We start from the raw sequence: 15,108 nt of genomic DNA on the forward strand, positions 1-15,108 counted from the left end.
AACGGGCATTGTAAAGTACTAAAATGTTATATAAAAACGAATGCAGCGAAAAAGATCGCTGCATTCGTTTTGTTTAAAAAGGGCGACAGATATAGCTATTAATAATTCGGGTTCTGATCGAGTACTCTTACTCCGCCCACCATTGTCAGATCGATCTGGCGTTGCGGGATGGGGAAGTATTCATTTTTCCCTTTGGTAAAATGCCCGCCTTTCAGGTCGTCGGTGATGGCTGATTCGTATTGGATGAAGGCATTCAGCGCCACATCGGCAATGCCCCATCGAACGAGATCGAAGAAGCGGTGGCCTTCTGTAGCCAGTTCCAGTTTGCGTTCAAAATAAATGGCTTTTAACGCCTGGTCCTTACTTGAAAAAGTAGCTGTGTACCTACCTATTTTATAATTAGCGGCCATTTGTGTTGGATCGAAACCTAACATGGGTTTCGTATTGTCTTTGTATTTATGGAGCCAGTTTTCAGGGTGATTGATCATCCTGTCGCGGATCTGGTTTACCAGCGCGGTAGCGCCGCCGAGGTCGCCGGTTTGGGCATGGCATTCAGCGGCCATGAGGATAACATCTGCAAAGCGGATCAGCAACACGTTGATGGCAGATCCTGGCGCCCAGGAGTGTGCATCTTTGTATTTATCCTGGTTAAACTGCCAGTACACCATTTTCTTTGGTGCATAGGGGCCGGCATATTTCTGGTCCCTGATCCAGTTAGCACCTGGGTGATTGCCCCAGTCGTGATACGGCAGTCCGCGGCGGCCAACGGTCCAGTCGAGGCGTGGATCCAGTGTACCTGTTTCCGGCGTGAACGCGGTGCTGGATACAATGCCCTGGTCATTCTTCACGGGGTTTGCATTCCAGGTGTCGAGGTTAGGCAACCCGGTGGCAGGGTCTGTACGATATGAGTTTACGAGGTCCTGGGTAGGCTGATAAAATCCGCAGCAGCCGAAGGGGCTGTTGTACGGGAAGTTCAGCATTTCTCCCTGGTTTGCGTTTGCGATGGTATTGGTACCATCGTTTGCGGTCATTTGAATAGCAAATACAGACTCTGAGTTATTCTTTTTGGCGGCATCGAAGTTGTCTTCGAATGCGTTGGTGAGTGCATATTTAAGGCCATTGGAGGTAACACCGGAGGCGATTGCCTGGTCGAACAGCGGCATTGCCTCTGTATACTTTTTCTGATAGAGATAAGTTTTGGCCAGGTAGATCTGTGCGGCCCATTTATTTGCTCTTGCCACGTCGCTTTGTGTTGGCGGCAGATTATCTGTTGCAAATTTAAAATCGGCTTCAATAAAAGGCCAGATATCCTTATCATTCTTGATGCGGACTTCCAACGTGGTATCTGTGATATAAGGTACTTTATTGAACAATTTTTTCAGTTCAAAGTAATAGTGGCCACGAAGGAAGCGGGCTTCTGCTTCCACTTGTGTTTTTTCGGCGGCACTCATATCTGTTGCCTTTGGAAGTGCTACCAGTACTGCATTGGAACGGATCACCCCTTCATAAACAGCTCTCCACTTGGTATTAAAGAAACCGTTGCTGGGATCTACCGTAAATTTTGCGATGGGATCGATACCTGGCTGGTCACCACTGAAGCTGCCTTTATGTGCATCGCCACCGGCTACGCTGCCATAGATCCAGTTGGTAGGAGACGCTTCCCATGGGCCGCCACCACCGAGTGCTGCCTGGGCGGTTTGCTGTCCGTCGAGTGAGGCATAGGCGCCTACGAGTAAATAACCGATACCGGCTTTATTCGCCACAATTTCGTCACTGAGGGAGCCGAGTGGTCCCCGTTCGAGGAAGCTCTTTTTACAAGCACTGATTCCTACTGCTGCCAACGCAAGAATTACACTTAAATATCGTAATGTTTTCATTTTTCTCAATTTTACTTTTCAGGAAAAAATTATCAGAATGTTACATTCACACCAAGCAGGTACTGACGCTGATTAGGATATGCTCCTTCATCCACACCAAAATTGCTGGTACCACCGGTAATTTCAGGATCTATACCTGAGTATTTTGTAATGGTAAACAGGTTTGCAGCCTGGCCATATACCCTGAATTTTGTAATACCCACTCTCTGGAGTATGTTGCTGGGTATGGTGTATCCCAGCATGATATTTTTCGCACGCAGGTAAGAACCATTCTCAACAAAATAGGAGTTCGGCACATTGGAGGTACTGAAGGACGGAGATGTTTCCTGGATAGGCGCTGTTGCGTTCTGACGGGTTGGCAACCAGGAATCATAGAGGGCGGTTTTGCTTTTCGCACCTTCGAAGGAAGGATAGAAGTCGGTCCACCATTTCACCTGGTTCCAGATTTTGTTGCCCTGTACTCCATATACGAACATGCTGAAATCCCAGGCTTTATAAGTAAGGTTGATATTGAGGCCGTAGCTGAACTTCGGATTAGGATTACCGAGGTAAGTACGATCTGCTTCTGTGATCCTGCCATCGCCATTCACATCTGCATATTTGAAACGACCTGGTTTTGTATCTGTCTGGTATACCAGTGAATTGTCGTTATACTGTTTCCTGGTAGCTTCGTTTGCAGCATCTATCTGTGCCTGGCTATTCCAGAATCCATCTACTTTATATCCAAAAAATTCGCTGATGGACTGGCCCACAGCATTACGGATAATAAATGTACCGTTAAACCGGCGTTGTTCCTGGTCGAAGTAAGGAGCAGCGTCTGATATTTTAACGATTTCGTTATTATAGGTAGTGATGTTACCGTTCACTTCCAACTTGAGGTCTTTAGTAAGATTCAGGTTGGCGGTAGCAGAAAAATCGAATCCTTTATTTTTCATTTGTGCCACGTTCACATAAGGAGCGTTGGCGATACCATAAACACCTGGTAGTTCGGGGTTATACAGCAGATCTTTTACATCTTTACGATAGTAGTCTGCAGTAACTTCCAGTGCGCCTTTGAACAAGGTCGCGTCGATACCGATGTTGGCGTTTACGTTACTTTCCCATTTTGCATTGGGGTTACCGATACGTGTGCGGTAGAAGCCCTGCATGATGGAGTTACCGGTGCCTTTCAGGTCATAGAAGGAGTTTCCTTTTTCGAATCCGTAAGCGGTGAAGGAGTTCTGGGGATCTACGTTGATCTGGTTACCCATGATACCATATCCTCCGCGGATTTTCAGATCTGAGATCCAGCTGATACCTTTCATGAATCCTTCCTGCGACATACGCCAGGCGGCACTTACAGCGGGGAAGTTACCATACCTGTTGGATGAGCCGAACCGGGAAGATCCGTCACGGCGAATCAGGGCGCCCAGGAGATAACGGTCTTTATAGGAATAGTCTACCCTTGCGAACAGTGAGAATAGTCCATCAGAGAAACGGCCGCTATAATTGGTTGGCGTACCGCTACCTGTGCTAAGGTTGGTGAAGTCGGGATCAAAAGTAAAATAATCGAGGTTGCTTCCACCAACGGTGCGTCCCTGGTTATCGAATGCCTCTGTACCCAGCAGTACTTTCAGGTCGTGTACCTGATTAAAGTTCTGATGGTAAGTGAGGGTGTTGGTCCAGGTCCAGTCGTAACCATTTCCTGCGTTTTCTGTGTACGAGTTCACCTTATTGTTCTCGGCGTTCTCGTATTCAGGCAGCGTAAAGCTGTGGTTATTGAAAGAATAGATTTCACCGCCAAAGCTGGTGCGGAGGGTGAAATGTTTCAGGATGTCTGCTTCTGCAAACACGTTACCCAACAGGCGGTTAGCCAGTGTTTTGGTAGTACCGAAGCGATCCTGGATGGCTACGGGGTTACGGGCATTACCCAAACCTTTACCGAAGCTGCCTGCATAGTTGCCTTTGATGTCGTGTACCGGGATGATAGGCATTTCGCGGAAAGCCATACCGATACCGCTACCTTCCGTAAGTGCGCCGATCTGCGGGTTATTGATCAGGGAATATTCCATATTCTGCCCTACACGGATATGATCCGTAACGTTATAAGTGCTGTTAGCGCGAACTGCATAACGTTTGTTATAGGTGTTGGTTAATGTACCCTGCTGGTTAAAGTAATAGAAAGAGAAAAAGTAACTGCCGATATCGCCGCCACCTGCTACTGATATATTGTGGCTGGTGATAGGCGCCGGGTTAAATATTTCGTGAAACCAGTCGGTACCTGACTTGTTGGCCTTTACAATGCGGTGAAAAGCATCCACATCACTGGCTACCTTGTAGTTTGGATTTACGAAATAAGTAGATGGATCTGTGCCGGGATCTCCTTCCATTGCGCCCTGCGGCGCGATATAATCCGGCAGGCGTGGTGTGGCACCGGAGCCATATTGTTCATCATTATATACAGGGTTGGGCGTTGTATTGGCGATCGCCATCCATTTCAGGTTTGCCTGTTCCTGCGGGCTGAGGATATTCCATACATTTCCGCCTTTAGGACGCTGTGTACCATAATAGCCATCATAAGAAACCTTTACTTTTCCGGTTCCTCTTTTGGTGGTGATGATGATAACGCCGTTGGCTGCACGGGCACCGTAGATAGAGGCAGCGCCTGCATCTTTCAGTACCTGCATGGTTTGCACATCGTTGGGGTTTATGTCTGTGATGTTAGAGATGGGTACTCCATCTACTACATACAGTGGTGTATTATTTCCGAAGGTATTTACGCCACGGATCTTCACTTGTGGTTCCTGGCCGGGCTGACCGGAGCCGAGGATGGTAACGCCGGAAACCTGTCCCTGCAGCTGGTTAGCTATCTGGGAAGTGGGTTGTTTGGTGAGATTTTCCACTTTTACAATGGACACTGCACCGGTAAGGTCTTTCTTTTTCTGGCTGGCATAACCGGTTACTACTACTTCTTCCAGTGATCCTACTTTCTCGGTGAGAGAAACGTTTACTGGTCCGGTTCCTACTACTGTTTCCTGCGGATCGTATCCCACAAAGGAGAATACAAGTGTTTCGCCTGATTTGGCCATGAGGGAAAATGCACCGGAGGGATCTGTGGCAGTACCCCGGTTGGTACCTTTCACAAACACCGTAACGCCTGGCAGCGCATTGCCGGAGGCTTTGTCTGTTACTTTACCCGAGATTTTTGTTTGTGCTGATACAGTGTTGCCGGCCAATAGCAACAAGAGGCCGCATAGAACGGCGAGTGCCTGGTAAAATTGCTTTTTCATAACGTGATTTAAGGGAAACGTTTAAGAAAAAAAATTGTTAGTAAATAAGGATTCCTATCTATTCTATATATGTCACCTTATTGAACAGTCACAACTTTGCATACAGATTCCTTACCCGCTGCATTTATTTTTTGCGGCAGGTCAATTTTCAATAAATACAAAGCATTAGTTTTTCATCACTGTGCATGATGCGCTACACGGTGTCAAAAAAGAAACAAGTGTCTGTTCAACAGTTAAACGATAACTACTAGTGAATGATGAATTATACTATAAAACAAACACTGATGGTCAAGCTGATTCAGGTCATTTGACTTTGTTTAATTGTTTAATCCGATACGATAACTTAATTAATAATAATGTGAGAATCTTTTGCTCTAGTAACAAACATTTCTAATCTCAGATTTTGGTTCTCACGTGGAACGATGTAATGAACCGAATATATAACATTATTTTAGCCCAAACAAGTAGTCTTTTAACATTTTCTTTAAAAGTGACAAAATTGCAGACTGTCATTCCACTATTCCACACTGCCGGGATAAAATAATACAAGGAATATAGTTTTGAAATTCTTTTATGTATGTTTAAGTCCTAATTTTTGTGTCATGAAAATATTGAATATTGTGTTTTGCCTGATGTTCGTTTTGTTTGCAGGTTTACAGTACAATGATCCTGATCCTTATATATGGATGCCCATTTACCTTTATTCTGCCTTGTTTTGCTGGTTTGCCGCCCGTAACCGATTTTACCCGAAGTGGTATATTGCTGGTATACTGGTATACCTGGCTTATGCCATTTATAAGTTTTTTGATCAGAACGGGGTGGAGGACTGGTTCACCAAACACAATGCAGAGAACCTTGCCGAAACCATGAAAGCAACCAAGCCCTGGATTGAAGAAACACGCGAATTCTTTGGATTGTTCATTTGTATCGGCGCATTGGGGATAAATTATTTTTACTCGCGAAGAAAACGCGCGTAACGCGGATGTTGTCTTGGCTCAGGATTACGCTGATTTTACTGATTAGCTGGATTTTTACTTTTGGATTTTTTTTAGATTTTTAGATTAATAATTAAGGGAGACAGCAGCGAATATATCCGCTGCTGTCTCCCTTAATCCTTTATAAAATCCAAAAGTAAAAATCCAGCTAATCAGTAAAATCAGCGTAATCCTGAGCCAAGACAAAATCCGCGCGTTACAAAGCGATTTCCTGCGGCCCACCGTGCAGCGTGATCTCCTTCCCGCGCCAGCGGAATTTGCCGGTGATACCGAACGGAACCCTAACGGTGCCGGTTACACGATTATTTTTAAATGCAAGGTCTACTTCTATTAAGCCATCAGGATGTACCATGGTGGCTTTTACCTGCGGCGAAGCGCCGGGATCCGGCGCTATTAATACGGTTCTAAAGCCATAGGAGGAGGATTGGATACCGGCCGTAATGCCCAGCAGGAAAAGATTGGCCACTGAGGCCGTTGCCTGGTAAGCGGCTGCATTGTTTTGTTCCAGCAGTACGGTGAGCGGCCGCAGTTCTGCCGGGAAGGTTTCTGTGATGCCGGTTTCCTCCATTGCTTTGAAGATGTAATACTTTTCACGCAGCGATTCACCTGGCGCCGGTTTTTCTGTCAATAACCGCTGCATCACGTTTTTTACCTGCCGGGGTGGCACCGCCTGTGCCAGTACAGCCAGGGCGTTGGTATAGCGCGAAAAAGTTTTCTTTGCGGCGGTTTCCGCGTACAACCCTCTTTCCGCATCATAACATTGCTGATACCATACTTCCCTTGCTTTATCTGCCGTGCGGGTATAGGCGAGAGAGTCTGCCGGCTTGTCGCAATAGCCCGCAATAACAGCTGCCTGCCGCAGCGCATACAGGTACTGACCTGTGGCGGGCGACAGCGCCACGCTATCGTTGTAAGGCATATTGCCGGGTAAACCGGTAACGGGGTCCTGGTAGCGATCCACCCAATCGAGGATGCTGCGTACTCCCCGGAAACATTGTTTCGCCAGTTCTTTATCTGCTTTATAGCACAAATAATCGTGGATAGCGCCGATCCATACCAGCGCATCTGTTACCGATACCAGCCGGTCGTCTGACGGATAACGGGAACGGACAAGGCCTTCGGGAATGCGCGACTGGTCTGTTTGTACCAGCGCATTTCTGAGCAGTTGATCATCTCCCGAAAAAAAACTGATGGCAAGCCCCTGTATTCGGGCATCCTGTATATACTGAAGCTGCTCATTGAACGGATCATTGTACAGGTTATCCTGTGCGCCTGTGAGTGCGGCCCTTTTACCGGCTGCCCAGAGCGAATCCGCTGCCGCGCCGGCGGTGAAGGTTGACTTATCATTCAGCAGGTACTGTGTATATACGTTATAGTAGTCGTGTAACGTAACAGGCGATTTGCCGGTTTCAATATCCAGTTGCACATACCGGAAGCTGCGGTACCCGGAAGAGATGAACTTACGGCGGGCGCCGCCATCAGGATGAATAGCATCCTGTATCACGGTGCTGCTGACATATGCCGGCTGGTAAGTAATTTTGATGGCAGCATCGAGTCCACCGCTGATCAGCATTTCAGGGAAGCCGATGGTTTGTTGTCCTGCGTCCAGCAGCAGCCTTACTTTTCGTTTAGCCGGAATCGTTAATGGCGCGGTGCCTTTCAACAGGGCTGCTTCTGCAGTAATTCCCTGTTGTGCCGTAATGCCGGCGAACGACTGCCGTTCCTGGTACAAGCGGCCTATCGGAGATGGTGCAAGCAGCGGCCAGTTGTCCGCGCTATTGCCTTGCAGCGCCACGCCATGCCCTGCTGCTGCGGGTTCCCAGGCACTGTCGTTATATGCAGGCTGTTCCCAGCCCCAGGGATGGTATTGCGCAATTATGCTATCGCCCGGGAATGCGCCGTAGAAAGCGTTACCGGTGGTTTTTACGGCAGCCGGATGTACCGACTCATCTTCCATTACTTTCCACGAAGCAGAACCCGTGTTGATAATAGCGGCCTCGCGTGGTGTATGTCCCTGTATCAGCAGGCCGGTGCTATTGGTGAACTGGCCGCGCGGCTTACAGGGGCCGAAGTTGATCACTTCTGCAGCAATTACGTTGACGCCATATTTCAGGTAAGGGCTGATATCTATTGTTTCATAGTACCAGTTGGCAGCGTCGGAGCGTGCAGGTCCCATTCCGGCAAAGCGTCCGTTTACATACAAACGGTAACGGTTATCCGCAGAAAGGTGGATGATAAAAGGACCGGAATAATTGAGCAGCTGGAACTGCTTCCTGAAAAGATATACCCCATAGGCAGCCGGGGTGGTATTATTACCGGAAATCCACCTGGCGTCCCATTGGGAGGGGCTATCAGGGCTCTTCTCCTGCGCGTGCAGGGTGGTGGCAAATCCGATGAGCGCCTGCAGCAGCAGGCCCCGTAACAGATATTTCATAGAAAGAGATTGTAGGTAGTCAGGATATATTACTTACAAATATATTAAATATATTATTAAGATGATATAATAAGGGGAAACGGTCTGCTGCCAGGGGAAAATGTTCGTATATTCAGTTTCCTTTAAAACTCACCAGATGAAAAAAAATGCCATCCACCCCGACCCGGGATATTATTCCACCTACACTAACCTGGTACCGGACGTAGATATCAAAACTGCCCTGGAGCAGTCGTTACACGCACTGAATGAATTTGATGCCGCAGAGCTGGAGCCATTGGGGAACTATGCCTATGGTCCCGGCAAATGGACTATAAAGAATGTACTTCAGCATATTACGGATACCGAGCGGGTGTTTTCTTTCCGCGCCCTGTTATTTGCCCGGAAAGATGCCCAGATACCGCCCACGATGGAACAGGACGACTACGCAGCGAATGCAGAAATAGATGAGCGGAGTGTATCTGAAATCCTTGCGGAACTGAAAGCCGTACGTGCGGCCAGCATTATGCAGTTCAATAATTTCTCGGAAGCGGCGCTGTTACGGACAGGGATGTGCTGGAAAACGGAAATGTCGGTGCTTGCCCTGGGCTTTGCCATTGCCGGGCATCAGACACACCACCTGAATATACTCCGTGAGAAGTACCTCCAGCCCAATTCTAACATGAAGGTTAGTAGTTAACAATTAGTACTCCTCTTCTTTACACCGGTTAGCGGGGCTAGTTTTGCCAGCATAAAATCATTTATTTATGAAACGTCTGGAGAATAAGATAGCCCTGGTAACAGGAGGTAGTCGTGGTATGGGCGCCGCCATTGTAAAGCGTTTAGCCGGAGAAGGCGCCACCGTGGTATTCACCTATGTAAAGGGCGCAGCGCCGGCAGCAGCGCTGGTGGAAGAATTAACCGCAAAAGGACAGCAAGCTACCGCCGTGGCAGCAGACAGCGCTGATGTGAATGCAGTGCTGGCCGCTGTGGAGCATACGGTTAATAGTTATGGCCGTATAGACATACTCGTTAACAACGCCGGTACTGCCGTCATGAAACCGTTTTCCGATTATACACTGGAAGACTATGAGCATACCATGGCAGTAAACACCCGTGCCGTATTTGTAGCCACACAGGCAGCCACGCGGCATATGGGCAGCGGCGGCAGGATCATTACCATTGGCAGCTGCATGGCCGACCGTGTGGTTGGTCCGCAGGGTACCCTGTACAGCATGAGCAAATCTGCACTTACCGCTTTCAATAAAGGATTGGCGCGCGACCTGGGTTCCAGGGGTATTACCACCAACCTGGTACAACCCGGACCAGTAGATACCGATATGAATCCGGCCGATGGCCCTCATGCCGATTATCAACGCCAGCACATTGCGCTGGGTCATTACGGCACGGCCACTGATGTAGCCGGCCTTGTGAGCTTCCTGGCAGGTCCTGAAAGCGGCTTTATCAACGGTTCCGCGCTGACGATTGATGGCGGGCTGAATAGCTAGTCCAGCGGATGTTGTCTTGGCTCAGGATTACGCTGATTTTACTGATTACCTGGATTTTTACTTTTGGATTTTTTTGGATTTTTTTGATTTTTTTAAAATAATAATTGAGGGAGATAAGAGCGGATATCCGCTTCTATCTCCCTTAATCCTTTATAAAATCTAAAAGAATAAAATCCAGGTAATCAGTAAAATCAGCGTAATCGTGAGCCAAGACAAAATCCGCATAAAATTTGGCAATATGAAAAATACACTTACCTTTGTTGTATAAACAACAGTTGTAAATGTAATTATGAAACTGGAAGAGGAACTGAAGCAAACCCGATTTAAAGACGAATACCAAAAAGCTATTCTGAATATCATCTTTACTGGTAACTGGCTGGAGGTGGGCGCTTCTCATATGCTAAAGCAGTATGATTTGTCCAGCCAGCAATACAATGTATTACGTATACTTCGTGGAAGCAGTCCCAATCCGTTGAACCTGCTGGATATCCAGGAGCGGATGATGGATAAAATGAGTAATGCCACCCGGTTGGTAGAGAAGTTACGCCAGAAGGGATTATTAACGCGTCAGCAGTGCGACAGCAACCGCCGGAAAGTGGAAATTGAGATCACCGACAAAGGACTGGCTTTATTAAAGGAACTGGATCCGGTGATAGAAAACAACCACCAGGAAGTGACCATGAAACTGACCAAAGATGAGGTGAATACCCTCAACAATTTGCTGGATAAATTACGCAGTTGATTTTTTTTGCCCTAATACTTGTATATACAATAAAAGTTCAAACGCTAATAATTATACCCTTATGTTTAAAAGATTACTTCGCACAGACGATCACCTCACTTCCTTTATTATCCGTATCACAGTCGCACTGGTGATGTTGCCACACGGCGCACAAAAACTACTCGGCATGTTTGGCGGTTATGGCTTCAAAGCTACAATGGGCTACTTCACTTCCCAGGGTACTCCTTCTATCCTTGCTTTCCTGGTAATATTTACCGAAAGCATCGGTTCACTGCTGATCCTTTTTGGATTTACCACCAGGATATGGGCAGCCATGCTAACTATTATCATGCTGGTAGCTACGAACATTCATTCTGCTAATGGCTTTTTTATGAACTGGGGCGGTACGCAGGCAGGTGAAGGCTTTGAGTATCATTTACTGGTAATTGGAATCAACATTGCGCTGATCATCAAGGGCGCCGGACGCTGGTCCGTTGACCGTCAGCTTTCTAAATAAATAACTATCACATTCAATAAAAAAACAATCATGAAGAAAAGTTTCTTTTTCACTACCCTCCTGGTATTAGCCAGCATCGCCACTTTTGCACAGGTAAAATGGAATGCGGATCCCGCCCATACCAGCATCATCTTTGGCGTAAAACACTTAGGCCTGAGTTATGTACAAGGTCATTTCACCAAATTCAATGGCACCATTGAAACGGCCGACAGCACCAACTTTCAGAACGCAAAAGTAGATTTCACGGTAGATGCCACCAGCATTTCCACTGGCGTAGATCAACGTGATGGTCACCTGAAAACAGATGACTTCTTCAACGTAGCAGAATATCCTTCTATTACCCTGAAAAGCGTTTCCTTAAAGAAAGTGACAGGCGATAAATATGTATTGCTGGCAGATCTCACCATCCGCAATACAACAAAACGTGTAACCTTCGACGTTACTTACAATGGTGTGATTAAAGATCCGTGGGGTTTGAGAAGAGCAGGGTTCACTGCTAAAACTACCATCAATCGCCTTGATTTTGGAGTAAAGTATGCAGACAAATTACCTTCCGGTGTATGGGCAGTAGCACCTACTGTTGACATCACTGTAAACGTAGAGGCAGTAAAGCAATAGTTACAGATTTAGATAGTGTTTTTGAGTAGTGGTCCCGGTGTAAGCCGGGACCGCTTTTGCTGATGATATTAAATATGTACATTCAGTTTATGCTGTACAAACTGCTTTTCCTTCTTCCTGATAGATTTATCTGTTTTAATAAAATGTTCTTTTTTCTTTTCCACTAAACGGTACCAGTAGTCGGCGGGAATGGCCCGGTTAGAGTGCAATTCCAATCTTACTGTTACATAATCAGGCGGATCCCGTTTCAAATTGATTAACTGGCTCAACAGGGTTTCATCAATACTGATTTCTTCTGCAAATACCTTCCGTTTCTTCTCCAACAGGCCAACATATTCACCAAGGAAATATCCGAATGACAGATCTGGATTAAAAGTATTGCCATTTATATAATCTTCGAGCTGAAAACGGAGACTTAATAAGCCACTGATAAGTTTATCCTTATCTGTTGCAGCCGCCCGTCTTTTTCCCCTGGCCATTGCCAGCTGTAGTGCTGCTTCTTTTTTTTGCTTTTCAGAGAGCTTAACCGGGAAGACAAAAGAAGATGCCAACTCATCTGGAGATTTTTCGTTTCTTAATTTCTTCTGTCTCATAAAGTATATTTTGCAACAATGTTATTTAATGCGTCCATATCGAGATAAAGTTGCCAGCCAGCATCGAGCATACCATATTTTTTCATATAGTGTTTTTTCAATGCAGTTTTTGGAACCAGCGAAACACAAGCATAAGGTCCATACTTAGCGAGCGCGGTGCGGCCGGCAAAGGCTATCATACAACCCGCAATTCCTTCATAGGGGCCATTTTTTCCTACATATTACCTGGAAACTTCCAATAATTTTATTTCTACCCGTTCTTCCACGGGATAATATATCAAACATACTAATCCCAGAATGCTATGATCTGGCAAAACCAGTTTATAAACTTCGTCACCTTTAACCGCCTTCTTCCAATCAAATAAAAACCGCTCCCGTGACATCGTTTTAAAATCTTCTTTTTCAATCAATTGAATCAAAACATCTATAGATATCCCGGATGATTTTTCTATGATCTTCATCCTTGAAATTACAGAAAAATTGACAAAATATGCCAACTTAAGCTCAGAAAAAAAGCTATTCCGGAAGGAATAGCTTTTTTTCTGAGCTTTTTAAGATCGTTTTATTTCTTCTTCGCTTTTTTCTTCACATTCGCCGCCGCTCTCTTCTTCACCTTTTTCTGCACTTCCTCCATTTCCTTGTTGTGCTCATCCAGCAGGAGTTGCCAGTTGTCATTGGGAATATCTTCAGAGAAGCTGATGGTTTCGCGGTAATCGTCCTTATTGATCTTCATTTCAGTGATTTCCTTACCGAGGAATTTTTGGATTTCATCCAGGATTGGTTTCTCTTCTGTGCTGCAGAAGGAAACGGCCTGACCTTTCTGCACACCACGGCCGGTACGGCCTACACGGTGTACATAATTTTCAGGAACATCAGGCAGATCGTAGTTTACCACATAGTCGACATTGGGGATATCGATACCGCGGGCGTTTACATCTGTGGTAACGAGTACTTTTATATCGCCACTTTTGAACTCTGCCATTACATCGAGCCGGTCTCCCTGCTCTTTGCCACCGTGCATGGTGAGGGATTTGATCCCGATACGTGCCATAGCGGCCATTACCCGTTCTGCCCGTACCTTGGTACGAACAAATACGAGAATTTTGCTTTCTGGAAATTCCTTGATCAGTCTTTCCAGGAAGAAACGTTTATCATCCATCTCCACAAAGGCTACTGCGTGGCTTACGTTTTTAGCAACGGGATCCTTGGGAGATATTTGTATGCGGATAGGATTATTTACGACGGAATATGCCAGGTCCTTAATGTCTTTGTTCAGCGTAGCCGAGAAAAACAGGGTCTGGTGTTCGCGGGGAATGTGTTTGATCACATCGCGGATATCACGGATAAAGCCCAGGTCCAGCATATGATCGGCCTCATCGAGTACCAGGGTTTGCACCTGGCTCAGGTCAATATGTCCCTGGTTGATCTGGTCGAACATCCGGCCGGGAGTGGCAATGAGTACATCCACGCCCTTTTCCAGCACCCTGATCTGGGGAGCCTGCTCAACCCCGCCTACAAGAGCCAGGATGCTGAGTTCTGTATATTGGGCGATAGATTGGAAAACTTCTGCTATCTGGATGGCGAGTTCCCGTGTGGGCACCATTACCAGGCACTTCACTTCGTACTTATTTTTCCGGGAGCGGCGGTCCTGCTGTTGCAGGCGGTGCAGGATAGGGATGGCAAAAGCCGCTGTTTTACCGGTACCGGTTTGTGCGATCGCCATTACATCGTCCCCGTTGAGGATGGAGGGAATGGCCTTAAACTGTATATCTGTAGGCTTTTTAAAGCCCATTTCTTCTAAACTTTCCTTTATTTCTGAGGAGATATTATATTGTTCAAATTTCATGTGACATCATTGGAAAGCACAAAGATAGCCAATAGCTGTTAGCTTTCCTTTTTTAACAAAATGGCGTGGAGAAGAAAGGAAATCCCTTCTTCTCCACGCCATTATACGTTGCAGGGAAAGTTTATTCTTTCACCAGTTGTATTTCCATGTTGAGTTTCACTTCGTCGCTGAGCACAATCCCTCCTGCCTCGGTGGTGGCATTCCAGCGCAGGCCATAGTCGGCCCTGTGCAGGCGGCCCTTGAGTGCAAAACCGGCTTTGGTTTGACCGTAAGGATCTACGGTTACGCCCGCATGCACCACATCCAGTTCAATAGGATGTGTTTCGCCTTTAATAGTGAGGTCGCCGAGCAATTTATATTTCTCGTCATCAATTTTCTTCACTTTCTTAGAAACGAAGCTGATCTTCGGGTGATTGGAGGCGTCAAAAAATTCGCCGTTGCGCAGGTGCTCATCCCGTTGATGGTTTTGCGTGTCAATACTATCTGCTGCCGCTTCGAAAGAGATCGTGGCATCACGAAAATCATCGCTCTCTGTTTGAATTTTCCCGGTAAACCGTGTAAAATATCCACTCACGTTCGTAATCATGAGATGCTTAACTTTGAATCCTATTTCGCTGTGTGATTCATCAATTTTCCAGTTTGTCATAGCACATTGTTTTTTATGTTTTCAAAGACTCAATAAAAATAAGTGTAAATCACAGCAATGACGTTGGACATTTTACCGGAAATGGTGGACGATTATAACATTAACATT

The 15,108-nt window shown here is 46.2% G+C and carries 14 protein-coding genes; 6 read left to right on the plus strand and 8 right to left on the minus strand.

The window, feature by feature from the left end; all coding sequences use genetic code 11:
- Positions 1–98 precede the first annotated feature (98 nt).
- Positions 99–1,877 carry a RagB/SusD family nutrient uptake outer membrane protein gene (locus tag AB6805_RS18970; protein WP_370911018.1) on the minus strand — a complete coding sequence of 593 codons (1,779 nt, stop codon included), beginning with the start codon at positions 1,875–1,877 and terminating at the stop codon, positions 99–101.
- Between the two features lie 32 nt (positions 1,878–1,909).
- On the minus strand, positions 1,910–5,146 hold the full coding sequence (locus AB6805_RS18975) for a SusC/RagA family TonB-linked outer membrane protein (protein WP_370911019.1): 3,237 nt from the start codon (positions 5,144–5,146) through the stop codon (positions 1,910–1,912).
- Between the two features lie 602 nt (positions 5,147–5,748).
- Here AB6805_RS18975 and AB6805_RS18980 point away from each other — a divergent pair.
- Positions 5,749–6,123, plus strand: a complete 375-nt coding sequence (locus AB6805_RS18980) for a transmembrane 220 family protein (RefSeq protein WP_370911020.1) — start codon at positions 5,749–5,751, stop codon at positions 6,121–6,123.
- A gap of 214 nt (positions 6,124–6,337) precedes the next feature.
- Here the strand turns inward: AB6805_RS18980 and AB6805_RS18985 are convergent, their stop codons facing one another.
- Positions 6,338–8,575 (minus strand): alpha-L-rhamnosidase C-terminal domain-containing protein, encoded by a 2,238-nt coding sequence (locus tag AB6805_RS18985; RefSeq protein ID WP_370911021.1) that lies wholly within the window; start codon positions 8,573–8,575, stop codon positions 6,338–6,340.
- Positions 8,576–8,711: 136 nt separating this feature from the next.
- Between AB6805_RS18985 and AB6805_RS18990 the strand changes: the two genes are divergently transcribed.
- From AB6805_RS18990 to AB6805_RS19010, 5 genes are all read left to right on the plus strand, one after another.
- A complete protein-coding gene (locus AB6805_RS18990) occupies positions 8,712–9,251 on the plus strand; it encodes a DinB family protein (protein ID WP_370911022.1) in 540 nt (179 codons plus the stop codon).
- Between the two features lie 67 nt (positions 9,252–9,318).
- Positions 9,319–10,059, plus strand: coding sequence for a 3-oxoacyl-ACP reductase family protein (locus AB6805_RS18995; RefSeq protein ID WP_370911023.1), 741 nt, complete (start codon positions 9,319–9,321; stop codon positions 10,057–10,059).
- 289 nt (positions 10,060–10,348) lie between these two features.
- Positions 10,349–10,801 (plus strand): MarR family winged helix-turn-helix transcriptional regulator, encoded by a 453-nt coding sequence (locus tag AB6805_RS19000; protein ID WP_370911024.1) that lies wholly within the window; start codon positions 10,349–10,351, stop codon positions 10,799–10,801.
- Between the two features lie 61 nt (positions 10,802–10,862).
- Positions 10,863–11,297, plus strand: a complete 435-nt coding sequence (locus AB6805_RS19005) for a DoxX family protein (RefSeq protein ID WP_370911025.1) — start codon at positions 10,863–10,865, stop codon at positions 11,295–11,297.
- A 30-nt stretch (positions 11,298–11,327) separates the two neighbouring features.
- Positions 11,328–11,915, plus strand: a complete 588-nt coding sequence (locus tag AB6805_RS19010; RefSeq protein WP_370911026.1) for a YceI family protein — start codon at positions 11,328–11,330, stop codon at positions 11,913–11,915.
- 68 nt (positions 11,916–11,983) lie between these two features.
- On the opposite strand, the gene AB6805_RS19015 is transcribed toward AB6805_RS19010, so the two are convergent.
- From AB6805_RS19015 to AB6805_RS19035, 5 genes are all read right to left on the minus strand, one after another.
- Positions 11,984–12,508, minus strand: coding sequence for a hypothetical protein (locus AB6805_RS19015; protein ID WP_370911027.1), 525 nt, complete (start codon positions 12,506–12,508; stop codon positions 11,984–11,986).
- The gene (locus tag AB6805_RS19020) at positions 12,505–12,687 is read right to left on the minus strand and encodes a hypothetical protein (protein WP_370911028.1); all 183 of its coding nucleotides are present in this window, start codon (positions 12,685–12,687) and stop codon (positions 12,505–12,507) included. Before AB6805_RS19020 ends, AB6805_RS19015 begins: the two co-directional genes overlap by 4 nt.
- Before the next feature lie 42 nt (positions 12,688–12,729).
- Entirely contained in the window at positions 12,730–12,969 is a 240-nt protein-coding gene (locus tag AB6805_RS19025; protein WP_370911029.1) for a hypothetical protein, read from the minus strand.
- A 101-nt stretch (positions 12,970–13,070) separates the two neighbouring features.
- Positions 13,071–14,354 carry a DEAD/DEAH box helicase gene (locus AB6805_RS19030; RefSeq protein WP_370911030.1) on the minus strand — a complete coding sequence of 428 codons (1,284 nt, stop codon included), beginning with the start codon at positions 14,352–14,354 and terminating at the stop codon, positions 13,071–13,073.
- 121 nt (positions 14,355–14,475) lie between these two features.
- Positions 14,476–15,000: a YceI family protein gene (locus AB6805_RS19035; protein WP_370911031.1), complete on the minus strand. Its 525-nt coding sequence runs from the start codon at positions 14,998–15,000 to the stop codon at positions 14,476–14,478.
- Positions 15,001–15,108 lie beyond the last annotated feature (108 nt).

It is taken from the genome of Chitinophaga sp. RCC_12, from assembly GCF_041360695.1.
Taxonomy (GTDB): Bacteria; Bacteroidota; Bacteroidia; order Chitinophagales; family Chitinophagaceae; genus Chitinophaga.